The sequence below is a fragment of the Kitasatospora sp. NPDC002040 genome (genome assembly GCF_040296785.1).
Taxonomy (GTDB): domain Bacteria; phylum Actinomycetota; class Actinomycetes; order Streptomycetales; family Streptomycetaceae; genus Kitasatospora.
In genome coordinates this window covers 266-23,393 of sequence record NZ_JBEOXV010000005.1, presented here as the reverse complement: position 1 = coordinate 23,393, position 23,128 = coordinate 266, and the positions used below count along the sequence as shown (strand labels likewise).

17 protein-coding genes and 1 tRNA gene are annotated in these 23,128 nt (G+C 71.3%); 14 read left to right on the top strand and 4 right to left on the bottom strand.

Annotated features, from left to right (window positions below; genetic code table 11):
• Positions 1 to 71 precede the first annotated feature (71 nt).
• A complete protein-coding gene (gene polA / locus ABT118_RS15345; RefSeq protein ID WP_350669204.1) occupies positions 72 to 2,750 on the bottom strand; it encodes a DNA polymerase I in 2,679 nt (892 codons plus the stop codon).
• A 215-nt stretch (positions 2,751 to 2,965) separates the two neighbouring features.
• On the opposite strand from polA, the gene ABT118_RS15340 reads away from it, so the two are divergent.
• The 8 genes from ABT118_RS15340 to ABT118_RS15305 all read left to right on the top strand — a co-directional run bounded on the left by ABT118_RS15340 (position 2,966) and on the right by ABT118_RS15305 (position 11,461).
• Positions 2,966 to 3,418: a PaaI family thioesterase gene (locus ABT118_RS15340; protein WP_350668658.1), complete on the top strand. Its 453-nt coding sequence runs from the start codon at positions 2,966 to 2,968 to the stop codon at positions 3,416 to 3,418.
• 72 nt (positions 3,419 to 3,490) lie between these two features.
• Positions 3,491 to 4,156 carry a Tat pathway signal sequence domain protein gene (locus ABT118_RS15335; RefSeq protein ID WP_350668651.1) on the top strand — a complete coding sequence of 222 codons (666 nt, stop codon included), beginning with the start codon at positions 3,491 to 3,493 and terminating at the stop codon, positions 4,154 to 4,156.
• A gap of 288 nt (positions 4,157 to 4,444) precedes the next feature.
• A complete protein-coding gene (locus tag ABT118_RS15330; RefSeq protein ID WP_350668650.1) occupies positions 4,445 to 5,671 on the top strand; it encodes a branched-chain amino acid ABC transporter substrate-binding protein in 1,227 nt (408 codons plus the stop codon).
• Positions 5,672 to 5,803: 132 nt separating this feature from the next.
• Entirely contained in the window at positions 5,804 to 6,733 is a 930-nt protein-coding gene (locus ABT118_RS15325) for a branched-chain amino acid ABC transporter permease (RefSeq protein ID WP_350668647.1), read from the top strand.
• 5 nt (positions 6,734 to 6,738) lie between these two features.
• On the top strand, positions 6,739 to 8,490 hold the full coding sequence (locus ABT118_RS15320; RefSeq protein ID WP_350668645.1) for a branched-chain amino acid ABC transporter permease: 1,752 nt from the start codon (positions 6,739 to 6,741) through the stop codon (positions 8,488 to 8,490).
• Between the two features lie 8 nt (positions 8,491 to 8,498).
• Positions 8,499 to 9,317: an ABC transporter ATP-binding protein gene (locus ABT118_RS15315; protein WP_350668641.1), complete on the top strand. Its 819-nt coding sequence runs from the start codon at positions 8,499 to 8,501 to the stop codon at positions 9,315 to 9,317.
• Complete coding sequence (locus ABT118_RS15310) at positions 9,314 to 10,030, top strand: ABC transporter ATP-binding protein (RefSeq protein WP_350668636.1); 717 nt, start codon at positions 9,314 to 9,316, stop codon at positions 10,028 to 10,030. Before ABT118_RS15315 ends, ABT118_RS15310 begins: the two co-directional genes overlap by 4 nt.
• Before the next feature lie 219 nt (positions 10,031 to 10,249).
• The gene (locus ABT118_RS15305) at positions 10,250 to 11,461 is read left to right on the top strand and encodes a L,D-transpeptidase (RefSeq protein ID WP_350668634.1); all 1,212 of its coding nucleotides are present in this window, start codon (positions 10,250 to 10,252) and stop codon (positions 11,459 to 11,461) included.
• A gap of 43 nt (positions 11,462 to 11,504) precedes the next feature.
• Here ABT118_RS15305 and ABT118_RS15300 read toward each other — a convergent pair whose 3' ends face one another.
• Positions 11,505 to 12,164 carry an ANTAR domain-containing response regulator gene (locus ABT118_RS15300; protein ID WP_350668632.1) on the bottom strand — a complete coding sequence of 220 codons (660 nt, stop codon included), beginning with the start codon at positions 12,162 to 12,164 and terminating at the stop codon, positions 11,505 to 11,507.
• 98 nt (positions 12,165 to 12,262) lie between these two features.
• On the opposite strand from ABT118_RS15300, the gene ABT118_RS15295 reads away from it, so the two are divergent.
• Positions 12,263 to 12,335, top strand: a tRNA-Leu gene (locus ABT118_RS15295).
• Between the two features lie 131 nt (positions 12,336 to 12,466).
• On the opposite strand, the gene pyk is transcribed toward ABT118_RS15295, so the two are convergent.
• A complete protein-coding gene (gene pyk / locus ABT118_RS15290; RefSeq protein WP_350668629.1) occupies positions 12,467 to 13,897 on the bottom strand; it encodes a pyruvate kinase in 1,431 nt (476 codons plus the stop codon).
• A 248-nt stretch (positions 13,898 to 14,145) separates the two neighbouring features.
• Between pyk and ABT118_RS15285 the strand changes: the two genes are divergently transcribed.
• Genes ABT118_RS15285 through ABT118_RS15275 form a run of 3 tightly spaced genes read left to right on the top strand, consistent with a single transcriptional unit; the run spans position 14,146 to position 17,279 of the window.
• Positions 14,146 to 15,231, top strand: a complete 1,086-nt coding sequence (locus ABT118_RS15285; RefSeq protein ID WP_350668625.1) for a substrate-binding domain-containing protein — start codon at positions 14,146 to 14,148, stop codon at positions 15,229 to 15,231.
• A gap of 1 nt (position 15,232) precedes the next feature.
• A complete protein-coding gene (locus ABT118_RS15280) occupies positions 15,233 to 16,852 on the top strand; it encodes an extracellular solute-binding protein (protein ID WP_502884555.1) in 1,620 nt (539 codons plus the stop codon).
• A complete protein-coding gene (locus ABT118_RS15275; RefSeq protein ID WP_350668619.1) occupies positions 16,839 to 17,279 on the top strand; it encodes a hypothetical protein in 441 nt (146 codons plus the stop codon). The genes ABT118_RS15280 and ABT118_RS15275 overlap by 14 nt, the downstream gene beginning before the upstream one ends.
• Positions 17,280 to 17,346: 67 nt before the next feature.
• On the opposite strand, the gene ABT118_RS15270 is transcribed toward ABT118_RS15275, so the two are convergent.
• Positions 17,347 to 20,130, bottom strand: a complete 2,784-nt coding sequence (locus ABT118_RS15270) for a helix-turn-helix transcriptional regulator (protein ID WP_350668617.1) — start codon at positions 20,128 to 20,130, stop codon at positions 17,347 to 17,349.
• 291 nt (positions 20,131 to 20,421) lie between these two features.
• Here ABT118_RS15270 and ABT118_RS15265 point away from each other — a divergent pair, with 291 nt between their 5' ends.
• Both ABT118_RS15265 and ABT118_RS15260 read left to right on the top strand, forming a co-directional pair.
• Complete coding sequence (locus ABT118_RS15265) at positions 20,422 to 21,030, top strand: response regulator transcription factor (RefSeq protein ID WP_350669202.1); 609 nt, start codon at positions 20,422 to 20,424, stop codon at positions 21,028 to 21,030.
• 153 nt (positions 21,031 to 21,183) lie between these two features.
• Positions 21,184 to 22,998, top strand: a complete 1,815-nt coding sequence (locus ABT118_RS15260) for a bifunctional metallophosphatase/5'-nucleotidase (RefSeq protein ID WP_350668615.1) — start codon at positions 21,184 to 21,186, stop codon at positions 22,996 to 22,998.
• The last annotated feature ends 130 nt before the right edge of the window (positions 22,999 to 23,128 follow it).

The following is a 23,128-nucleotide window of genomic DNA, read 5'->3' as shown; positions in this document are numbered from 1 at the left end:
GGCTCGGGGAACCGCACGCCGGATGGCGTCGCCGTTCCCCGAGCCCCTGATGGTGCAAGCTCAGGAGTTGCCTAGTGCGCGGCGATCTCCCAGTTGGGGCCGACGCCGACCGAGACGTCGAGCGGGGCGCGGAGCGGGTAGGCGCCGGCCATCTGCTCGCGGACCAGGGCCTCGACCCGGTCGTGCTCCCCCGGGGCCAGCTCCAGCACGATTTCGTCGTGCACCTGGAGCAGCATCCGGGTCTTCAGCCCGGCCTCGGTCAGCGCCCGGTCGACGTTGAGCATCGCGATCTTCACGATGTCCGCGGCGGAGCCCTGGATCGGCGCGTTGAGCGCCATCCGCTCCGCCATCTCGCGCCGCTGCCGGTTGTCGCTGGTCAGGTCGGGCAGGTAGCGGCGGCGGCCGAGCAGGGTCTCGGTGTACCCGATCGCGCGGGCCTCCTCGACCACCCGGTGCAGGTAGTCGCGGACGCCGCCGAAGCGCTCGAAGTAGGTGTCCATCAGGCCCTGCGCCTCGCCCGGCTTGATGCCGAGCTGCTGCGAGAGCCCGTACGCGGACAGGCCGTAGGCGAGCCCGTAGGACATCGCCTTGATCTTGCGCCGCATCTCGGCGTCGACCGCCTCGGGGGCGACCTCGAAGACCTGGGAGGCGACCGTGGTGTGCAGGTCCTCGCCGGACTCGAAGGCCTCGATCAGGGCGGCGTCCTCGGAGAGGTGGGCCATGATCCGGAGCTCGATCTGCGAGTAGTCGGCCGTGAGCAGCGCCTCGTACCCCTCGCCGACCACGAAGGCGCGGCGGATCTGCCGGCCCTCCTCGGTGCGGACCGGGATGTTCTGCAGGTTCGGGTCCTGGGAGGAGAGACGGCCGGTGGCGGCGACCATCTGGTTGAAGGTGGTGTGGATCCGGCCCTTCGGCGAGACCGTCTTGAGCAGGCCCTCGACCGTGGTGCGCAGCTTGGCCTGGTCGCGGTGGCGGAGCAGGATGACCGGCAGCTCGTTGGTGGTCTGGGTGGCCAGCCAGGTGAGCGCGTCGGCGTCGGTGGTGTAGCCGGTCTTGATCTTCTTGGTCTTCGGCAGGGCCAGCTCGCCGAACAGGATCTCCTGGAGCTGCTTGGGCGAGCCCAGGTTGAACTCGTGCCCGGCGGCGGCGTGCGCCTCCTCGACCACCCGCTGGATCTCGGTGGCGAACTGCGACTCGATGGTGGTGAGCCACTCCCGGTCGGCCGCGATGCCGGTGCGCTCCATCCGGGCCAGCAGCTCGGCGATCGGCAGCTCCATCTCGTGCAGCAGCTTGGTCGCGCCGGCCTCGGCGAGCTTGGTGTCGAAGAACGCGGACAGGTCGAGCACCGCGCGGGCCTGCGCCATCAGGGCCTGGGCGCCGGCGGTGGGGTCGTGCTCGGGGGCGTCGAAGGAGAGCTGGCCGCTCTCGGCCACCTCGGCGGGGGCGAGCGAGCGGGCCAGGTACTCCTCGGCGAGCACGTCGAGGGTGAAGGTGCGGCGGCCGGGCTTGTCCAGGTAGGCGGCCAGGGCGGTGTCGGCGACGATGCCGCGGATCAGCCAGCTCCGCTCGGCGAACGCCCGCATGACCTGCTTGGCGATGTGCAGCGCCTTGGGCCGGTCGGCGTCGGCGAGCCAGGCGGCGAGGGCCTGCTCGTCCTGCTCGGCCAGCTCGGCCGGGTCGATCCAGGCGGCCGTCTCACCGGTGGCGAACGCGATCTGCTCGACCTCACCGGAGCCCAGGGCCCACTGGTAGAGCGCGGCGACCGCGATGGTGCCGGTGCTGTGCTCGGCCAGCCAGCCGGCCAGCGCGCCGGGCTCGGTGAGCAGGGTGCCCTCGACCGCGATGCCGGGCGCGGCGGCGACCTCCTCGGCCAGCTCGACACCGCCGGGGTCGACGCCGTAGACCCGGTCGCGGAAGTTGGGGTTGCGGAACTCCAGCGACTCCAGCAGCTGGCCGACCGCCTCGCGGTCGAACGGGGTGCGGACCAACTCGGGCACGCCGAGCGGGAGTTCGACCGTACGGACCAGCTCGGTGAGCACCCGGTTGCGCTTGACCGAGTCGAGGTGCTCGCGCAGCTTCTCGCCGATCTTGCCCTTGACCTCGTCGGCCCGGGAGACCAGCTCGTCGAAGGAGCCGAACTGGTTGACCCACTTGGCGGCGGTCTTCTCGCCGACGCCGGGGATGCCGGGGAGGTTGTCCGACGGGTCTCCGCGCAGGGCGGCCAGGTCGGGGTACTGACTGGGGGTCACGCCGTACTTCTCGGCGACCTTCTCCGGGGTGTAGCGGGTGAGCTCGGAGACGCCCTTGGTCGGGTAGAGCACCGTGACGTGCTCGGTGACCAGCTGGAGCGCGTCCCGGTCGCCGGTGACGATCAGCACCTCGAAGCCCTCGGCCGCGGCGGCGGTGGCCAGGGTGGCGATGATGTCGTCGGCCTCGAAGCCCTCGACCGACATCCGGGCGACGTGCATCGCGTCGAGCAGCTCGTGGATCAGGCCGATCTGGCTCTTGAACTCGTCCGGCGTCTTGGCCCGGTTCGCCTTGTAGTCGGGGAACTCCTCGGAGCGGAAGGTCTTCCGGGAGAGGTCGAAGGCGACCGCGAGGTGGGTCGGCTGCTCGTCCCGCACGGTGTTGGCGAGCATCGAGGCGAAACCGTAGATCGCGTTGGTGGTCTGGCCGGTGACGGTGGAGAAGTTCTCCGCGGGCAGGGCGAACCAGGCCCGGTAGGCCATCGAATGCCCGTCGAGCAGCATCAGCCGCGGTCGGCTGCCCGAACCGGCGCCACCCGGCGCGCTCTTGTCTGCACTCTGCGTAGCCACGTCAACGTCCGTTCCTGCCGATTTCTCTGCCACTGACCGATCCTAGGGCCCGTGGCGGACAACCCGCGGCCGACAGCCCCGCCGCCGACGGGCGGCGGTCGTACGATCACGGGAGCGGCACCACCAGACCCTCGAACGGCAGGAGCACCATGACCGACGCGGCCCCGATCCTGAACGTCCCGCAGGACGTCCTCGACCACTTCGCCAAGCTGGGCGTCGACCCCGGCACCTTCTCCGGCGGCCACCTCGGCGACCGGCTGGGCATCAAGGTGCTGGAGGCCAGCGCGGACCGGGTGGTCGGCACCATGCCGGTCGAGGGCAACCAGCAGCCGTACGGGCTGCTGCACGGCGGGGCCTCGGCCGCGCTGGCGGAGACGCTGGGGTCGATCGGGGCGATGCTGCACGCGGGGCCCGGCCGGTACGCGGTCGGGGTGGACCTGAACGCGACCCACCACCGGTCCGCCACTTCGGGGTTGGTGACCGGGGTGGCCACCGCGGTGTTCAAGGGCCGGACGGCCGCCACCTTCGAGATCGCCATCACCGACGACACCGGCAAGCGGATCACCAGTTGCCGGCTGACCTGCATGCTGCGCGACCTGTAACCCCGCCCCGCCCCCTTGTTTGGCCCCTGCCCCGGCCGGGCAGGTAGCTGGCCGGACCAAGGGGGCGGCGGCATGTCCGGCGAGCGGCGGGACGGCACCGGGGCGGGGGGTCTCGGGCCGATCGAGGCGGGGGAGGGCACCTTCTCCGCCCCGTCCGGGCCGCCCGCGCCCGGGCCCTCCGCGCGGCGCCGGCTGACGGGCCGTCAGCGCTTCGCGGTGGCCGCGCTGTCGATCGCCGGGATCACCCTGGTCACGGTCCGCCTGCTGGACCAGTCCGCGCCCCCGGCCGCCGCTCCCGTTCCGCTCGCGCCTTACCCCGCCCTGGTGACCAAGCTGACCTACCGCTCGGTCACGGCCGGGGAGCCCGGCGGCTTCAGCATGCTGATGAGCGTCGAGGTGGCCGGTTCCCATCCGGTGGAGGTGATCGGGCTCAGCCAGCCCTACCCCGGGTTACGGGTTTCGGCGCACCGGGCCCTCCCGTACGAGGTGATGGCTGGTCAGAGCGCGCCCCTGACCCTGGACTACCGCGTGCTGGACTGCATCGGCCTCCCGCTGGACGCCGGTCTGCCCTATCTGGATGTAACGCTGCGTAACATCCGCGCAATCCAGACCGTCAGCCAGATCCCGGGGGACGGATATGCGCTAGCACTTTCCCGACAGCTCCACATTGCCTGTCCAAAATCCGATATGCGGACATCTCTGGTCGATGGGACCCCTGCGGACGCGTCCGTCCGATAATCGGATGGATCGCTGCCACCTGCCATTTATAGGGGCAGTTCAGGTGCAACGTCCCGGGAAGCTCATGTCACACCCCGTCAGATCCGGCCCGAACGACCACATGGTGAGATTACTTCGGCATGTCCTCATAACAAGAGAATCACAGCATGCCCGCACCCCTGCCCGACTGGCCGAATGCGTTCTAGAGTCACGGCCAGTCACCGCGCCACACAATCGGGCCTGGCCCCAGCGCGCGACCGAGCACCAAGGCACTTCCGGCCCGGTGCTTTTCCTCAGAAAGGGACCCTCGTGCGTAATCGTTCACTGATTGTCGTGAGCATCGCAGTCGCCGGCGCGCTCTCCGTCACCGCCTGCGGCTCGCGCGGCGAGAAGAAGGCCGAAGACGGCGCGGCCGGTTCGACCACCGTGACCATCGGCGTCGACGCCCCGCTCACCGGTGACCTCTCGGCGCTCGGCCTGGGCATCAAGAACTCGGTGGACCTGGCCGTCAAGCAGGCCAACGCCAAGAACGAGGTCCCGGGCGTCAAGTTCGAGATCAAGGCGCTGGACGACACCGCGAAGCCGGCCCCCGGCCAGCAGAACGCCACCAACCTGGTCGCCGACAAGAGCGTCATCGGCGTGGTCGGCCCGCTCAACTCCAGCGTCGCGCAGTCGATGCAGCAGATCTTCAACGACGCCAACCTGGTGCAGATCTCGCCCGCCAACACCGGCGTCGCGCTGAGCCAGGGCGAGGCCTGGGCCAGCGGCAAGAAGGCCCGTGCGTTCAAGTCCTACTTCCGCACCTCCACCACCGACGCCGTGCAGGGCCCGTTCGCGGCCCAGTACCTGGTGAACGAGGCCAAGAAGAAGAAGATCTTCCTGATCGACGACCAGAAGACCTACGGCGCCGGCCTCGCCGGTACCTTCAAGGGCGAGTTCACCAAGCTCGGCGGCACCATCGTCGGCGAGGAGCACGTGAACCCGGACGACCGCGACTTCAACGCGATCGTCACCAAGGTCAAGTCCTCCGGCGCCGAGGCGATCTACTACGGCGGCGAGTACCCGGCCGCCGGCCCGCTCTCGCTCCAGCTCAAGGAGGGTGGCGTCAACATCCCGCTGATGGGCGGCGACGGCATCCAGAGCGGCGACTTCATCAAGCTCAACCCGAAGAGCCAGGGCGACCTCGCCACCGCGGTCGGCCTCCCGGTCGAGCAGCTGCCCTCCGCCGCGAAGTTCATCGCGGACTACAAGGCCGCCGCCTACAAGGACGCCTACGAGACCTACGGCGGTTACTCCTACGACAGCGCCTGGGCCATCATCCAGGGCGTCAAGGCCGTCGTCGCCGCCAACAACGGCAAGCTCCCCGCGGACGCCCGCGCCAAGGTCGTGGCCGCCGTCCAGGCCATCTCGTTCGACGGCGTGACCGGCAAGGTCTCCTTCGACGAGTTCGGTGACACCACCAACAAGCAGCTCACCGTCTACGCCGTCAAGGACGGCAAGTGGGCCGTGGAGAAGACCGGCACCTTCGCCGGCTGACACTGATCGGCCGGGCGACCGGCCGACCGGGAGTCGACTCCTGAACAACCCGCGCGGGGGCGCCACGAGCGCCCCCGCGCACCCACATCCACCCCCACACGCGTACCACGCGCGCACTACGGAGGCCGAGCGGTGCACGAACTACCGCAGCAGCTGGCCAACGGCCTGATCCTGGGAGCCCTCTACGGGCTCGTCGCGATCGGCTACACGATGGTCTACGGCATCGTCCAGCTCATCAACTTCGCCCACGGCGAGATCTTCATGGTCGGCGGCTTCGGGGCCCTCACCGCCTTCCTAGCCCTGCCCGGTGGCACCAGCCTGTGGATAGCCATCCCGCTGATGCTGCTGGCCGGCATCCTGGTCTCCACACTGGTCGCCGTCGGCGCCGAGCGGTTCGCCTACCGGCCGCTGCGCGGTGCCCCCCGGCTCGCCCCGCTGATCACCGCCATCGGCCTCTCGATCGTGCTGCAGCAGCTGGTCTTCTCCTTCTACCCGGACGCCAAGAAGGCCCGGGTCTTCCCGAAGATCCCCGGTGACCCGTTCGAGCTGCTGGGCGTCACCATCCAGCGCAGCGACATCTTCCTGATCGTCGCGGCCCCGCTGTGCATGGTCGTGCTCGGCTGGTTCGTCGCCAAGACCCGCTCCGGCCGGGCCATGCAGGCCACCAGCCAGGACCCGGACACCGCCAAGCTGATGGGCATCGACACCGACCGCATCATCGTGATGGCCTTCGCCATCGGTGCCGCGTTCGCCGCCGTCGCCGCCGTCGCCTACGGCCTGCGCACCGGCCAGGTCGACTCCCGGATGGGCATCCTGCTCGGCCTCAAGGCGTTCACCGCCGCCGTCCTCGGCGGCATCGGCAACATCTACGGCGCCATGCTCGGCGGCCTCGCCCTCGGTCTCACCGAAGGACTCGCCACCGGCTACATCCAGCACGTCCCCGGCATGGAGCTGTTCGGCGGCGCCGCCTGGAAGGACGTCTGGGCCTTCGTACTCCTCATCGTCGTCCTGCTGGTGCGGCCACAGGGTCTGCTCGGCCAGCGCGTCGCGGACAGGGCGTGATCACCATGACCACCGAGACCACCCCGGTCATCCCGCTCCCCGTCGGCGCGGCCCGCGCGCTCACCGCCGTCGGTGCCCTCGCCACCGCCGCCTCCGCCTTCCTCGCCTGGACCTGGACCGCCGACTTCCCCGGCGACCTGACCGTCACCGGCTACCCGGGCGGCCTCCAGTGGCTCACCCTCACCGCCGGCCTGGTCACCCTGGTCCTCGCGCTCGCCTCCTACGGCGTCCCGGGCCTGCGCTGGACCAGCCCGAGCGGCAGTGACAACGGCCTGCTGTACGCCGCGTTCGGCGGGGCGGCCGTCACCTGGTTCACCATCATCGCCATCGCCACCGACCTCGGCGGCCTGGCCAACCTGGAGCCCGGCGGCTGGATCGCCGGCCTCGCCTCGCTGGCCGCCCTGGCCGGCGCGCTCGGCCTCCCGGTCGACCGCCACCCCAAGGGCAGCAGCTGGGGCCTGCGCCTCGCCAAGAGCGACCGGCCGCTGCCGACGGCCCGTCAGCTGCCCTCCTCGGTCGAGGTGCTGCTGATCGTCGCGGCCTTCGCGGTCGGCCTGTTCGCGATCACCTTCGGGATCGACACCGAGTACGGCGAGCTGTTCGCCGGGTACCTGATCCTGACCGCGTTCGTCGTCGCCGCCCTCTCCAAGTCCGGGCTGCTGCCCCGGCTCCGGGCCCTGACGATCAAGCACCGCCCGGTCGCCACCGGCGCCGCCTTCGCGGCCGCCGCCGGGTTCCCGTTCACCCAGAGCAGCGACCAGTACACCTCGGTCGCGGCGAACATCCTGATCTTCGCCACCGTCGCACTGGGCCTGAACATCGTGGTCGGCCTGGCCGGTCTGCTCGACCTCGGGTACGTCGCCTTCCTCGGTGTCGGCGCGTACGCCGCCGCGCTGGTCTCCGGCTCCCCCGCCTCCCCGATCCACGTCCAGTTCCCGTTCTGGGCAGCCATGCTGACCGGCGCGGCGGCCTCGATGATCTTCGGTGTGCTGATCGGCGCCCCCACCCTGCGGCTGCGCGGCGACTACCTCGCCATCGTCACCCTGGGCTTCGGCGAGATCTTCCGCATCACCATGAACAACCTGAACGGGACCACCGGGCCGAAGATCACCAACGGCTCCAACGGCATCCCGCGGATCCCGGACCTGGAGATCCTCGGCTTCAACCTCGGCCAGAAGCACATGGTGGCCGGCGTCGAACTCGGGCGCTTCTCCAACTACTACCTGCTGATGCTGATCGTGACCGCGTTCGTCGTCCTGGTCTTCGCCCGGGTCGGCAACTCCCGGATCGGCCGCGCCTGGGTCGCCATCCGCGAGGACGAGACCGCGGCCGAGGCGATGGGCATCAACGGCTTCCGGCTGAAGCTGCTCGCCTTCGCCCTCGGCGCCTGCCTGGCCGGCCTGGCCGGTACCGTCCAGGCCCACGTCAGCTACACCGTCACCCCCGACCAGTACACCTTCGCCGAGGCGCTCCCGCCGAACTCGGCCTTCCTGCTGGCCGCCGTCATCCTCGGCGGCATGGGCACCATCAGCGGGCCGCTGGTCGGCGCGACGCTGCTGTTCCTGGTCCCGAAGAAGCTCGAGTTCCTCTCCAACTACCAGCTGCTGGCCTTCGGCATCACGCTGATCATCCTGATGCGGGTCCGCCCCGAGGGCATGATCGCCAACCGGCGCGCCAAGCTGGAGTTCCACGAGGCGGACATCCCCGCCCAGAGCTCGCCGCCCAGCGAGACCGCACTCACCAAGACAGGGGCGTGAGCACCCAGATGAGCACCACCACCAGCGCCCCCGTGCTCGAAGCCCGCGGCGTCACGATGAAGTTCGGCGGCCTCACCGCCGTCAACAACGTCGACCTCACGGTCAACGCGGGCGAGATCGTCGGCCTGATCGGCCCCAACGGCGCCGGCAAGACCACCTTCTTCAACTGCCTGACCGGGCTGTACGTCCCGACCGAGGGCAGCGTCAGCTACCGGGGCACCGTGCTGCCGCCCAAGCCGCACCTGGTGACCCAGGCCGGCATCGCCCGCACCTTCCAGAACATCCGGCTGTTCGCCAACATGACCGTGCTGGAGAACGTCCTGGTCGGCCGGCACACCCGCACCAAGGAGGGCCTGTTCTCGGCCATCCTGCGCGGCCCCGGCTACCACCGGGCCGAGGCGGCCAGCCGCCAACGGGCCATGGAGCTGCTGGAGTTCACCGGTCTGGCGGCCAAGGCGGACCACCTGGCCCGCAACCTCCCGTACGGCGAGCAGCGCAAGCTGGAGATCGCCCGGGCGCTGGCCAGCGACCCCGGTCTGCTGCTGCTGGACGAGCCGACCGCCGGGATGAACCCCCAGGAGACCAATGCCGCCGAGCAGTTGGTGTTCGCGATCCGGGACCTCGGGATCGCGATCCTGGTGATCGAGCACGACATGAAGTTCATCTTCAACCTGTGCGACCGGACGGCCGTCCTGGTCCAGGGCCAGAAGATCGTCGAGGGCGACAAGGAGACCGTCCAGAACGACGAGCGGGTCGTCACGGCGTACCTCGGTGCGCCGCTGGAGACCGCGACCAGCACCGACGAGCAGGCGGAGGACGCCACATGACCGCGCTGCTTGAGGTCAAGGACCTCCGCGTCGCCTACGGCAAGATCGAGGCCGTCAAGGGCATCAGCTTCACCGTGAACCAGGGCGAGGTCACCACCCTGATCGGCACCAACGGCGCCGGCAAGACCACCACCCTGCGCACCCTCTCCGGCCTGCTCAAGCCGACCGGCGGGACGGTCACCTTCGACGGGCAGCCGCTCGCCTCGGTGCCCGCGCACAAGATCGTCTCGCTCGGCCTGGCGCACTCGCCCGAGGGCCGGCACATCTTCCCCCGGATGACGATCGAGGAGAACCTCCTGCTCGGCGCCTTCCTCCGGAAGGACGCGGCCGGCATCACCGAGGACGTGGAGCGGGCCTACCTGCTCTTCCCGATCCTCGGGGAGCGCCGGAAGCAGGCGGCCGGCACCCTCTCCGGCGGCGAGCAGCAGATGCTCGCGATGGGGCGGGCGCTGATGTCCCGGCCGAAGCTGCTGATGCTGGACGAGCCCTCGATGGGGCTCTCCCCGCTGATGATGCAGAAGATCATGGCGACCATCGTCGAGCTCAAGGCCACCGGCACCACCATCCTGCTGGTCGAGCAGAACGCCCAGGCGGCGCTCTCGCTCTCCGACCAGGGCTACGTGATGGAGACCGGCCGGATCGTGCTCACCGGCACCGGCCGCGAGCTGCTCGGCAACGACTCGGTCCGCAAGGCCTACCTCGGCGAGGACTGACCGCCCGTCAGCACCCGCCCGCTCGGCCCGTACCACTCGGTGGTGCGGGCCGAGCCCGTTCGCAGGCACCGGCGGATCGGGGCGGGATGCCGATCAGCACCGAACCGTGACGTCCGGCTGCCACCTTTCGGCGGCCCGGCGCGTGTAGGAAGTCGAGGGGCCGATCACGAGCGGATCGGTCCACCGACCGACGTGCTGGGAGTGGCGAGAGTGAAGTCGATGCGCAGGGGCCTTGCGGTGGGGGCGCTCGGGGGTGTCCTGGTGCTGACGGCCACGGGGTGCAGCGGCGAGGGGCGGAGCACGGCCGCGCCCGGCCCGGGCGGCGCGGCCGCCTCGCAGAGTGCGACCCCGGCCACCCCGGCCAGGCCGACCGTGTCGGCAGCCGTGGTCTCGATCGAGCCGGCCGACGGCGCCAAGGACGTCAAGCCGGCCGGTGCCCTGAAGGTCTCGGTGGCCGGCGGGAAGCTGACCGCCGTCAACGTGACCGGGCCGGACGGCCGGGAGGTACCGGGCGCGGTCACCGCCGACGGCCTCGGCTGGGCCCCGGCGGCCGGCCGGCTGGAGGTCTCCTCGGCCTACACGGTCAGCGCCCTGGCCACCGACGCCGCGGGCGTGACCACGACGGCCGGGAGCAGCTTCAGCACCCTCACCCCGACGAAGGGCGCGGGCACCCGCACCAACGTCGACGACGGCCGGACCTACGGCGTCGGCATGATCGTCTCGGTCGGCTTCGACCAGGCGGTCAAGGACAAGGACGCGGTGCTCAAGGGCATCACCGTCGAGGCGTCGGACGGCACGGTGGTCAAGGGCCACTGGTTCGGCGACACCCGGCTGGACTTCCGGCCGGAGAAGTACTGGACCCCGGGCACCACGGTGACCGTCCACCGCCGCCTGAAGAGCGTCGAGACCGCACCCGGCGTCTACGGCGGCCCGGACAAGGACGAGCCGTTCACCATCGGCCGCGCCCAGATATCCACCGTGGACCTGGACACGCACCGGATGACGGTGGAACGGGACGGGCAGACCACCGACACCGTCCCGATCACCGGCGGCAAGCCCGGCTTCGACACCTGGGGCGGCGCCATGGTGGTCGAGGCGATGGAGGGAACGACCCGGATGACCTCGAACGGCGTGACCGCCGCGGGCTCCGGCGACGAGTACGACCTGGTGGTGCCGCACGCGATCCGGCTCACCGACTCCGGCACCTATGTGCACGGCAACTACTGGAGCAGCTCGATCGGTTCGGCCAACGGCAGCCACGGCTGCATCGGCGTCCAGGACGTCCAGGGCGGCAGCGACAGCTCCCGGGCCGGCCGGTTCTACGCCTCGACGATCGTCGGCGACGTGGTCCGGGTGGTCAACTCCAAGGGCGACGTGGTCCCGCCGGACAACGGCCTGAGCGGCTGGAACCTCCCCTGGGGCTCCTGGTAGCCGACAGTCCGTGGGACGGCCGGGGCCGTCCCACGGACCGGGCTCAGGCCCCGTCGGTGGCGGGCTCGGCCTTCTTCTGGTCCTGGGCGACGCCCTCCTCGATCACGGCCTCCGCGACGGCGGCCATGGTCATCCGGCGGTCCATCGAGGTCTTCTGGATCCAGCGGAAGGCGGCGGGCTCGGTCAGCCCGAACTTGGTCTGCAGCACGCTCTTCGCGCGGTCGACCAGCTTCCGGGTCTCCAGCCGCTGGGTGAGGTCGGCGATCTCCTCCTCCAGCGTCCGCATCTCGGTGTACCGGGAGACGGCCATCTCGATCGCGGGCACCAGGTCGCTCTTGCTGAACGGCTTCACGATGTACGCCATCGCGCCGGCGTCCCGGGCCCGGTCCACCAGCTCGCGCTGCGAGAACGCGGTCAGCATCAGGACCGGTGCCAGGTGCGCCTCGTGGATCCGCTCGGCGGCCGAGAGGCCGTCCAGGATCGGCATCTTCACGTCGAGGATGGCCAGGTCGGGCCTGAGCTCCTCGACCAGCCTCACCGCCGTCTCGCCGTCGCCGGCCTCGCCCACGACGGTGTACCCCTCCTCCTCGAGCATCTCCTTCAGGTCGAGACGGATCAGGGTCTCGTCCTCGGCAATGACAATTCGGGTGATCTGGGGCAAGTCGGTGTCAAGCGGCTGGGCCTGCTCGTCGGCGGTGCTCACGGGGCTCCTCGTTCCGGCGGGGTGCTGCATGCACGAGCCTACCTAGACACGGTATGTTTGGTCGCACAGGGTCGGGGCTCGCCTTTGATTCTCCGGGCGCCCCGGTAGCCCAGCGGTAGAGGCAGTGGTCTCAAACACCATCCAGCGTGGGTTCGAATCCCACCCGGGGCACTTTCCTTCGTATCGAAGGTTGATCACTCCCAGGGTGTCCTCACTCCCCCGGGTCCTTCCGGTTCATCGGACTGAAGCAGTTGTTGACGGTGCGGCACCCCGCCGGGGTGCCGCACCGTTTCCGTGCCGGGTCAGTTGTCGAGTTCGCCGACGTGGTGGACCCGGACCAGGTTGGTGGAGCCGGCCAGGCCGGGGGGCGAGCCGGCCGTGATGACGACGATGTCGCCCTTCTGGCAGCGGCCGAGGGAGAGCAGCTGGGCGTCGACCTGGGCCACCATCTCGTCGGTGGTGGGGGCGAACGGGCCGAGGAAGGTCTCGGCGCCCCAGGTGAGGGCGAGCTGGCTGCGGACGGCGGGCTCGTAGGTGAAGGCGAGCACCGGGATGGGCGAGCGGTAGCGGGACAGGCGGCGCGCGGTGTCGCCGGACTGGGTGAAGGCGATCAGGTACTTGGCGTTGAGGAAGTCGCCGATCTCGGCGGCCGCCCGGGCCACCGCGCCGCCCTGGGTGCGGGGCTTGTTCCGCTCGGTCAGCGGCGGGAGGCCGGCCGCGAGGACGTCGTCCTCGGCGGCGGTGATGATCCGGGCCATGGTCTTGACGGTCTCGACCGGGTACTTGCCGACCGAGGTCTCACCGGAGAGCATCACCGCGTCGGTGCCGTCGAGGACGGCGTTGGCGACGTCGGAGGCCTCGGCCCGGGTGGGGCGGGAGGCGTTGATCATCGAGTCCAGCATCTGGGTGGCGACGATCACCGGCTTGGCGTTCCGCTTGGCCAGCTTGACGGCCCGCTTCTGCACCAACGGCACCTGCTCCAGCGGCATTTCGACGCCCAGGTCGCCGCGGGCGACCATGATGCCGTCGAAGGCGTCGACGATGGACTCCAGGTTGTCGACCGCCTGCGGCTTCTCGATCTTGGCGATGACCGGGAGGAAGCGGCCCTCCTCCGCCATGATCCGGTGGACCTCCTCGATGTCCTTGCCGGTGCGGACGAAGGAGAGGGCGATCACGTCGGCACCGGTCCGCAGGGCCCAGCGCAGATCGGCGACGTCCTTGTCGCTGAGCGCGGGCACCGAGACGGCGACGCCGGGGAGGTTGAGGCCCTTGTGGTCGGAGATCAGCCCGCCCTCGATCACGATGCAGTGCACCCGGGGGCCGTCGACGTGGGTGACCTCCAGGCAGACCCTGCCGTCGTCGACCAGGATGCGTTCGCCCCGGGAGACGTCGTTGGCGAGGCCGCGGTAGGTGGTGCCGCAGATGTCCCGGTCACCGACCACCCCGTCCTCGACCGAGATGGTGAACTCGTCGCCGCGTTCAAGGAGTACGGGCCCCTCGGCGAAGGTGTCGAGTCGGATCTTCGGGCCTTGGAGGTCGACGAGCACGCCGACGCTGCGGCCGGTCTCGTCGGAGGCCTTGCGGACCCGGCGGTAGCGCTCCTCGTGTTCGAGCTGGGAGCCGTGACTGAGATTGAAGCGGGCGACGTCCATGCCGGCGTCGACCAGTGCCTTGATCTGGTCGTACGAGTCGGCGGCAGGCCCGAGGGTACAGACGATTTTTGCTCGGCGCATGGCACCGAGCCTAGGCATTACCGGTACGTAACATCGACGTTCCCGCCGACTGCACCATGGCAGTTGTCAAACGATTAGGTGAACGAAATGACACAACGTGACTTCGCCTGCTGTGAGGGCGTGTTGGGGTTCTGATGCGGTTCCGTGAAGGCCTGTTCACCCCTGGTTCATCCGCACTTCGCACGCCGCTCCGGGCCGGGCGGGACCCTCAAGGTCCTGAAATGCCGCTCATGGGGGAAGGGTTGGCGATGAGAAGAGTCATCAGCGTGCTGGTGGCCGTACTGCTGCTCTGTGGGGTGGGCTATGCGGTCATCCGGTCGATCGATCCGCCCGGTGTGACGACCGCGCAGGTCAGGGTACTGATCGGGTCGGAGAAGGCCGAGTTCTTCAACGACCCCGAGGTGATCGAGGAGTTCAAGGCCAAGGGCTTCGAGGTCAAACAGCAGACCACCGGCTCCTGGACCATGCCCACCGCGAACCTGGACGGCCTCGACCTGGCCTTCCCGGCCAGCCGGGGGCCGGCCGAGGACATCAAGAAGAACAAGGGGATCACCGCCGAGGCGGTGACTCCGTTCTACTCGCCGCTGGTGGTGATCGCGCACAAGAACGCGGCCGATGCGCTCGCCAACGCGAACCTGGCGACCAAGGGCACGGGACCGGTCCCCTGGAAGCTGCAGATGCAGCCCTACCTGGACAAGGTCCGCACCGACACCAAGTGGACCTCGCTCCAAGGAGCGGCCGCCACGGGCGAGTTGGCCGGCGACATCTATCTGACCACGACCGACCCGACCACCTCCTCCTCGGGCGCGCTGCACCTGGCCGCCGTCTCGTACCTGGAGAACGGCGAGCGGGTGGTGGCGGACGACGCCGCGCTGGCCAAGGTCGGCCCGCTGCTGAAGAAGCTGACGGACAAGCAGGGCGACCAGAAGACCAGCTCCGACGGGCCGTTCAAGGACTTCCTGTCCGGGGTCGGCAACCCGCTGGTGCTGGTGTACGAGTCCCAGGTGGCCTCGCTGGTGGCGCACGGGGTTTCGACGGGCGACCTGGTCGTGCTCTACCCGGACACCACCGTTTCGAGTGACCACACCGCGGTCGGCTTGACGGCGAACGGGCGGCAGGTGGCCGACCTGCTCAAGGACGACCCGCGGCTGCGGGAGCTGGAGGCCAAGCACGGCTTCCGCCCGCAGGCGGACCCGGCCGCGTTCGGCAAGGCGCTGGCAGGGCACTCGGACCCGACGTTCGCGACGGAGCTCTCCGCCGCCGGAATCAAACAGGCACCGGTGGCCTCGGTCGCGATGCTGGGCAAGCTGGTCGATGCGGCGAAGGGCAAGTGAGATGAGGACGACGAGCGTGCTTCGACGACTGGCCCCGGCCCTGCTCGTGCTGGCCCTGGCGGCGACGGCCTGCACCTCCGAGCCGTCACCGGCACCGCAGCCGGACCCGCCCAAGGACGGCGTGCTGCGCGTGCTGGCCGGCAGTGAACTCCAGGACATGGCACCGGTGCTGGCGGAGGCCAAGAAGGCCACCGGGGTCACCGTCCAGTTCACCTGGACCGGTTCGCTGGACGGGGCCGACACCGTCGCCTCCGGCCAGGCGGACGGCAAGTACGACGCGGTCTGGTTCCCGTCCAACCACTACCTGCGGCTGGACCCCGCCGCCCAGGGCAAGCTGCTCTCCGAGACGCCCGTGATGACCACGCCGGTCGCGGTCGGGGTGCGCTCGGTGATGCTGAACGAGATGGGCTGGGGCGACGGCTCGCAGGTGACCTGGGGTCAGCTCGGCGACGCCGCGGCGGCCGGGAGGCTGTCGTACGGGATGGCCGACCCGTCCCGCTCCAACTCCGGCTTCTCCGCCCTGGTCGCGCTGGCCTCGGCCTTCTCCGGCGCGGGCGCCGCACTCACGGACGCGGACGTGACCAAGGCGGCGCCGCAGCTCAAGCGCTTCTTCGAGGGCCAGAAGCTCACCTCGGGCTCCTCCGGCTGGCTGGCGGAGGCGTACCAGCGGCCCGGCCAGAGCCGGGTCGGGGCGCTGGTGAACTACGAGTCGGTGCTGCTCTCGATGAACCGGACCCTGCCCGCCGACGACCGGCTGACCGTGATCCGGCCGCAGGACGGGGTGATCTCGGCGGACTACCCGTTCTCCCTGCTGGCCTCGGCCGGGCAGCCCGCGCAGGACTCGTTCCAGCGGCTGGCCAAGTACCTGACCACGGCCGGGGCGCAGCAGCGGATCTCCGAGACCACCCTGCGCCGCCCGGTGACGCCGAACGTCGCCCCGGCGGCCGGGGTGCCGACCGACCGGCGCCGGGAGCTGCCCTTCCCGGGCACCCGGGCGGTGGCGGACGGCCTGCTGTCCTCGTACCAGAACGATCTGCGGCGGCCGTCGCGGACGGTGTACGTGCTGGACACCTCGGGCTCGATGAAGGGGCCCCGGCTGGAGGCGTTGAAGACGGCGATGGCGCGGCTGACCGGCCAGCAGGACCCGCGCGGGGTACGGCGGTTCCGGGAGCGGGAGGAGGTGACGCTGGTGGAGTTCGCCTCCAAGGTGAAGTCGGAGCGGACGTACGCGGTGCCGGAGACCTCGCCGGCGACGGAGCTGGCGCGGATCGAGGCCGACGTCCGGGCGCTCCAGGCGGACGGCGGGACGGCGGTGTACAGCAGCCTGCGGGAGGCCTACGAGCTGGTGGCCCGTCAGCAGGCGGCCGCCGGTGACGACCGGTTCACCTCGATCGTGCTGATGACGGATGGGGAGAGCAACGAGGGGTTGAAGGAAGGGGAGTTCCGCAGCTGGTTCGGTGCACTGCCGGAGCGGCAGCGGGCGGTGCCGGTGTTCCCGATCCAGTTCGGGGACGCGGCCAAGGCGCAGCTGTCGGGCATCGCGGAGCTGACCGGCGGGAAGCTGTTCGACGGTACGAGCTCCCTGGACGGGGCGTTCGAGGAGATCCGTGGCTATCAGTAGGGCGTTGGAGTACCTGGAGTCGCCGCGCAACCTGGTCGGTTGCGCGGCGGGTGCCGGTGGTCTCGGCCTGTACTTCGCCGGGCTGACCGGGGCCTGGTGGCCGGCCGTGGTGGCGGGGCTGTACGGCGCCGGCGCACTGCTGGTGCCGGGCCGGAAGCGCGAACCGTCAGGGCCCGGGCCGGAGTTGGCCGCGCTGGCGGAGCGGATGGCCGCGATCGGGCTGCCGTCCTCGGTGGGGACGGGGCCACTGCTGGCGGCGCTCGGGGCGGCCGATCCGGCTCGGGTGGAGCGGATCGTCGACTGGGAGCTGCCGATGGCGCTGGACAGTTACGTCCGGGCGCGCTGCTGGGAGACGCTCTCCCCCGGCGGGGTGGACCCGACGGCGGCGCTGAAGGCCGAGCTGGACCGGGTGTCGGGGCTGCTCTGACACCAGGGCTGTCCGGGCCTCGGGCCGCTCGGGCCTTGGGCTGCTCGGGTCTCGGGCCGCCCGGGTCTCAGGCTGATCCGGAGTCGGGCTGCTCCGCCATCCGGGCGGCGATCTCGGCGCGCCGACGGATCCCCAACTTGCGGAAGCTGTTCGTCAGATGGGTCTCCACGGTGCGCAGGGCCAGGTGCAGCAGCTCGGCGATCTCGGGGTTGGAGTGGCCTTCGGCCGCGAGCCGGCAGACCCGCTGTTCGCTGGCGGTGAGGGCCTGGGCGCCGGTCTGCGGCTGCTTGACCGGGCGGGCGCCGGACTCCCGGAGCAGGTCGGTGCCGAGGGCCACCAGCCGCACGGCGCCGATCCGTTCGGCGTGGGCGACCGATTCGCGCAGGGTCTCCCGGGCGGCGGCCCGGCGGCCGCTGCCGAGCAGCAGTCGGCCGAGGGTGTGCAGGGCGGGGATCAGTTCGACTTCGAGGCCGTCGGCGCGCAGCAGCTCGACCGCCTCGACCGCGGCGCTCAGGCCCTGGCGGCCGCCGGTGGCGGCGCCGAGCACGTGCAGGGCCCGGCCGATGGTGCGCGGGGTGTTCCAGATCCGGGCCAACCGGAGTTCCTCGGTGGCGAGTTCGGCGGCGGCACCGAACTGGCCGAGGCGGAGCCGGCAGTCGGCGGCGGCCGAGCGCCAGGGGGTGACGATCGGGCTGGTGACCTTGCGTTCGGTCTGCCGGCGGCCGCACTCCAGCAGGTCGGCCAGGGCCTCGGCGAAGTGGCCGGTGGCCAGCATGAGCAGGCCCCGGGCGTAGAGCAGTTCGTTCCACTCCCAGGAGCCCTCGCTGCCGATCGGAGTCTCCGCCACCGCGGCGGCGGCGAGCCGGCGGGCCTCGGGGCCCCGGCCGGTCTCCAGCAGGGCGATCACGGCCTGGGAGGTGAGGTGCGAGTTGTTCAGGGCGAGGACGCCCCGGTGGTCCTCGCTGCTGTTCAACTCGGCCAGCAGCAGGGCGTACTGGCCGCGCATGATCCGGCTCTCGGCCCGGACGCTGAGCAGGCACTGGTAGGCGGGGTGCAGCGGGGTGCCCCGGTGGGCGGCCAGGCCGCCGGCCACCAGCCGGTCGGCCAGCGGGAGCAGGTCGGCCCACTGGGCCAGCGTGGCGACCGAGGCGTTGACGAAGCTGCGGGAGAAGTTGTCCGGGCTCAGGGTGGTCAACTGGTCGATCCGTACCGCCACTTCGGCGGCGGAGAGCCGTCCGTTGGTGGCGTCGTACTCGGTCAGCATGCCGAACGCGGCCGGGGCGAGCCCGCCGGGGGTGCGGGCCTCGATCCGGCGGAGCCCCTCGACCACCTGGAGCCAGCTGTCGCCGTCGTGCGAGGCGATCAGGGCGGCGGCGGCGTGGACGGCGCGGGCCAGTTCGGGCCGGTCGGCGAACCGTTCGGCCAGGTCCTCCATCACCTCCAGCGCGGCGGCGGTCTCGCCCCGGCCCGCCAGCACCGAGCCGAGCGCGTTGGCGGCCTCGAAGACCGTCTCGTCGGACTGGTGCAGCCGGACCGCCTCGGCCAGGTGCCGGGTGCCGGTGACGGACTCGGGCGGGCCCAGGGTGACTTCCTGGCAGCCGAGTTCGACCAGGACGGTGCCCCGGCGGTGGCGGGTGAGCGGTTCGCGCAGGGCACGGCGGAGGAGTCGGACGGCGCGCTTGGTCCGCCCGGCCCGCTGGGCGGCCCTGGCGGCGCCGATCAGGACGTCGGCGGCCCATTCGGTGCCGCAGACCTCGGTGCGCAGCAGGTGGTCGGCGACGAGTTCCTCGGACTCGCCCCGGCCGTAGAGCAGGGTGGCGAGGTCGCGGTGCACCTCGGCCCGCCGCTCCTGGCTCCAGCCGGCCAGGACGGCGGTGCGCAGCCAGGGGTGGGCGTAGTCGTCGAGCCGGCCGGTGCTGCCGTCCTGGACCATGCCGAGGGCGCGGAGTCCGCGCAGCCACTCGGCGACCCGCCCGGTGCTGTCGCCGGCCAGGGTGGGGAGGTCGATGCCGCCGGTGGGGTGGTCGGCCAGTTGGGCCAGGACGCGGGCGGCAGTGGCGACGGGTTCGCCGGCGGTGCGCAGCCAGTGGCCGACGGCGTCCTGGAAGGCGCCGCCGGGGTTGTCCCCCAGCGGGTGGCCGGTGCCGCCGAGATCCGGGAGCAGGGCCGCGAGCAGGGCGTGCAGCAGCAGCGGGGTGCCGCCGGTGGCGCGGTGGCAGTCGTCGACCAGGTCGTCGGGGGCGGGGCCGCCGAGCCGGGACTCGATGAGTTCGGCGACGCCGCCCCGGGTGAGCGGGGCGATCCGGTACGGGTGGACGACGGCGGCGGGGAGGTCCTGGCCGAAGCCCGGCGTACGGGCGGTCCGGCCGGGCTGCCGACGTTCCGTCACCACCAGCAGGACGGGCAGCCGGTCGAGCCGTCGGACCAGCTGGCCGAGCCAGCGGGCGGAGGGGGCGTCGGCGTACTGGACGTCGTCGACGAGCAGCAGCAGCGGCCGGCGGACGGCGTGTTCGCGGAGCAGGTCCCAGGAGGCGACGCCGTCCGGGCCCGGGCCGAACTCCCGTCCGGCGCCGGTGAGCTGGTGGGCGGCGGCATAGGGGTGGTCGGCCTCGTCGGCGGCGCAGTTGGCGCGCAGGACGGTCATCAGCCGGGCGGCCGGGGAGCCGGCCAGGGCGTCCAGCAGGGCGCTGCGGCCGACGCCGGTGGGTCCGGTGAGCAGGAGCAGGCCGCCCTGGCCCTGCTGGGCGCGGTCCGCCAGTTCGGCCGCGTGCTCCAGCACGGTCCGTCGTTCCACCAGTCGGGGCGTCGGCCCGCCCTGGCCGGAGCCTGCCGACGCGGCACTGCTGATCATCTGTGTTCGCCTCCCGATCGCCCTCGTCTGTTCCACGCGCCGGCCGGGCGAAACGGTCGCCCGGACCCCGGCGCATCGCTGTGACCTTGCTCTCACGGGGCGATCTCGTGGTGAACCACGATGGTAGGCCGCGTCGGCCCGCCGTGAGCATGGGGCCGGGGGTGGGGCACCGGTGGGACCGTTTCACCCGCTTGTCAGGGCATCGACACCAGGGGGAACATCGTGACCGTCCAGCACGTCGCCGAAGGGCTCCGGGCTCCGGCCGCAGGCCGCGCACCGGCCGTGGTCCGGGTGCTCATCCACGCCACCGACCCGATCTCGCACGCCGGGGCAGTGAGCCAGCTCCGCCGGTGCGCGGGCCTGGAGATCACCGAGGACGGCGAGGCGGGCCCGGGGTCGGTGACGGTGCTGGTGGCCGAGACGGTGGACCGGGCGGTGACCGGGACGCTGCGGCGGCTGGTGCACCTGGACGAGCACCGGGTGGTGCTGGTGGTGGACCAGATCCGCGAGGCCGACCTGCTGGAGGCGGTCGAGTGCGGGGTGTCGGCGATCCTGCGGCGGCGGGAGGCGACCGCGGAGCGGCTGGAGCAGGCGGTGCTGGCCGCCGCGCGCGGCGAGGGCGACCTCCCGGGTGACCTGCTCGGGCGGCTGATCACCCAGATGGGGCGGCTGCAGCGCAGTGTGCAGGGGCTGCCGGGCTTCACCCCGCCGGGGATCTCGGAGCGGGAGTCGGACATCCTGCGGCTGGTGGCCGAGGGCTGGGACACCGGGGAGATCGCGGGGAAGCTCTCGTACTCGGAGCGCACCGTGAAGAACGTGCTGCACGGCCTGACGAGCCGTCTGAACCTGCGCAACCGGGCCCACGCGGTGGCGCACGCCCTGCGGGAGGGCTACATCTAGGCGTCCCGCGGGGGCGGGCGTCATGTGCGGGTCTTCTGGTTCTCACCTGCTGGAAACGTGCCGGGGTCTGTTCGCGGAGGGGTTTTGCGGGCAGACTTCTACGCGCGTCACCACCCCTGCTGACGGACCGTCCGCCCCACGTTGGAGTCGTCCATGCCCCTGAACCGTCGTGACTTCGTCGCCCGTTCGGCGGTCACCGCCGCCGGTGCCGCCCTGGTCGGCGGGCTGCCGCTGGTGACGGCCGCCCCGGCCGCCGCCGCTCCCGCCGAGCAGCGCGGCAAGGCCCCGAAGAAGCAGACGTTCACCGTGATGGGCACCACCGACCTGCACGGCCGGGTGCTCAACTGGGACTACTTCACCGACGCCGAGTACGACGACAAGGCGCACAACGACGTCGGCCTGGCCAAGATCGCCACCCTGGTCAAGCAGGTCCGGGCCGAGAAGGGCTGCAACCGGACCCTGCTGATCGACGCGGGCGACACCATCCAGGGCACCCAACTGGCCTACTACTACGCCCGGGTGGAGCCGATCACCGGCAAGCGCGGCCCGGTGCACCCGATGGCCGCGGTGATGAACGCGCTGGACTACGACGCCGCCGCGCTCGGCAACCACGAGTTCAACTACGGCATCCCGCTGCTGCGCGCCTTCGAGCGCCAGCTGGACTTCCCGTTGCTCGGCGCCAACGCGCTGGACGCGAAGAACGAGCGCCCCGCCTTCCCGCCGTACGTCATCAAGGAGATGCACCTCGGCAGCGGCCGCCCGCTCAAGGTCGGCATCCTCGGCCTGACCAACCCGGGCATCGCGATCTGGGACAAGGCCAACGTGGCCGGCCAGCTGGTCTTCCCCGGCATCGTCGAGCAGGCGAAGAAGTACGTGCCCCGGCTGCGCGCCGCCGGTGCCGACGTGGTCGTGGTGGCCTGCCACTCCGGCGTGGACGAGCCCAGCTCCTGGGGCGACCAGCTGCCCTGGGGCGAGAACGTCTCCGGCGAGCTGGCGGCCGCGGTGCCCGGGATCGACGCGATCCTGGTCGGCCACGCCCACAAGGAGATCCCGCAGCGCCTGGTGGTGAACCGGGAGACCGGGAAGACCGTGGTGCTCTCCGAGCCGTTCGCCTGGGGCCAGCGCCTGACCTGCTTCGACTTCGAGGCCGAGTACGCCCGTGGCGAGTGGACCGTGACCGGGGTGACCTCGCGGGTGCTCAACTCCAACACCGTCCCCGAGGACGCCGGGATCGTCCGCCTGATCGACAAGCAGCACAAGAAGACCGTCGCCTACGTCAACCAGGTGATCGGCACCTGCAAGACCGAGCTCTCGATCGCCGAGGCCCCGTTCAAGGACGTCCCGATCATCGACCTGATCGGCCGGGTGCAGGCCGACACGGTCAAGGCCGCGCTCGTGGGCACCCCGTACGCCGCGCTGCCGGTGCTGGCGCAGGCCGCGCCGTTCAACCGCACCGCGGTGATCCCGGCCGGCACCGTGAAGCTGCGCGACGCCGCCGGGCTGTACATCTACGAGAACACCCTGGAGGCCCGGATCCTGACGGGTGCCCAGATCAAGGACTACCTGGAGTACTCGGCGAAGTACTTCGCCCAGCTGGCGGTGGGCGCCCCGGTCGACCCGGCCACCCTGACCAACCAGGCGAACACCCCGGACTACAACTTCGACTCGGTCTACGGCGTCTCCTACGACATCGACCTGACCCAGCCGGTCGGCTCCCGGATCACCGGCCTCACCCACCAGGGCGCACCGGTCGACCCGGCCGCGCAGTTCGTGCTGGCGGTGAACAACTACCGGGCCAACGGCGGCGGCAACTTCCCGCACGTGGCCAAGGCCACGGTGGCGTGGTCCAACTCGGAGGAGATCCGGAACACGATGATCAGCTGGGTGAAGGCCAAGGGCGTCATCGACCCGGCCGACTTCGGCGGCGTCACCTGGCGGCTGGTCCGGGCCGGGGTCCCGCTGTTCTAGCGACTACCGCAGCGGGGCGGGGGGGGGCCCCCGGGGCCCCCCCCCCCCCCCGGCCCCCCCCCCCCCCCCCGGGGGGGCGCCCCCCCCCCCCCCGGCCGCGCCCCCCCCCCCCCCCCCCCCCCCCGGGGCG

Coding starts and splice junctions, on each gene's coding strand:
- polA (WP_350669204.1), bottom strand. CDS start 2,750: ATGCTGCTCGACGGGCATTCGATGGCCTACCGGGCCTGGTTCGCCCTG.
- ABT118_RS15340 (WP_350668658.1), top strand. CDS start 2,966: ATGACCGACGCGGCCCCGATCCTGAACGTCCCGCAGGACGTCCTCGAC.
- ABT118_RS15335 (WP_350668651.1), top strand. CDS start 3,491: ATGTCCGGCGAGCGGCGGGACGGCACCGGGGCGGGGGGTCTCGGGCCG.
- ABT118_RS15320 (WP_350668645.1), top strand. CDS start 6,739: ATGACCACCGAGACCACCCCGGTCATCCCGCTCCCCGTCGGCGCGGCC.
- ABT118_RS15315 (WP_350668641.1), top strand. CDS start 8,499: ATGAGCACCACCACCAGCGCCCCCGTGCTCGAAGCCCGCGGCGTCACG.
- ABT118_RS15310 (WP_350668636.1), top strand. CDS start 9,314: ATGACCGCGCTGCTTGAGGTCAAGGACCTCCGCGTCGCCTACGGCAAG.
- ABT118_RS15305 (WP_350668634.1), top strand. CDS start 10,250: ATGCGCAGGGGCCTTGCGGTGGGGGCGCTCGGGGGTGTCCTGGTGCTG.
- pyk (WP_350668629.1), bottom strand. CDS start 13,897: ATGCGCCGAGCAAAAATCGTCTGTACCCTCGGGCCTGCCGCCGACTCG.
- ABT118_RS15285 (WP_350668625.1), top strand. CDS start 14,146: ATGAGAAGAGTCATCAGCGTGCTGGTGGCCGTACTGCTGCTCTGTGGG.
- ABT118_RS15280 (WP_502884555.1), top strand. CDS start 15,233: ATGAGGACGACGAGCGTGCTTCGACGACTGGCCCCGGCCCTGCTCGTG.
- ABT118_RS15270 (WP_350668617.1), bottom strand. CDS start 20,130: ATGATCAGCAGTGCCGCGTCGGCAGGCTCCGGCCAGGGCGGGCCGACG.
- ABT118_RS15260 (WP_350668615.1), top strand. CDS start 21,184: ATGCCCCTGAACCGTCGTGACTTCGTCGCCCGTTCGGCGGTCACCGCC.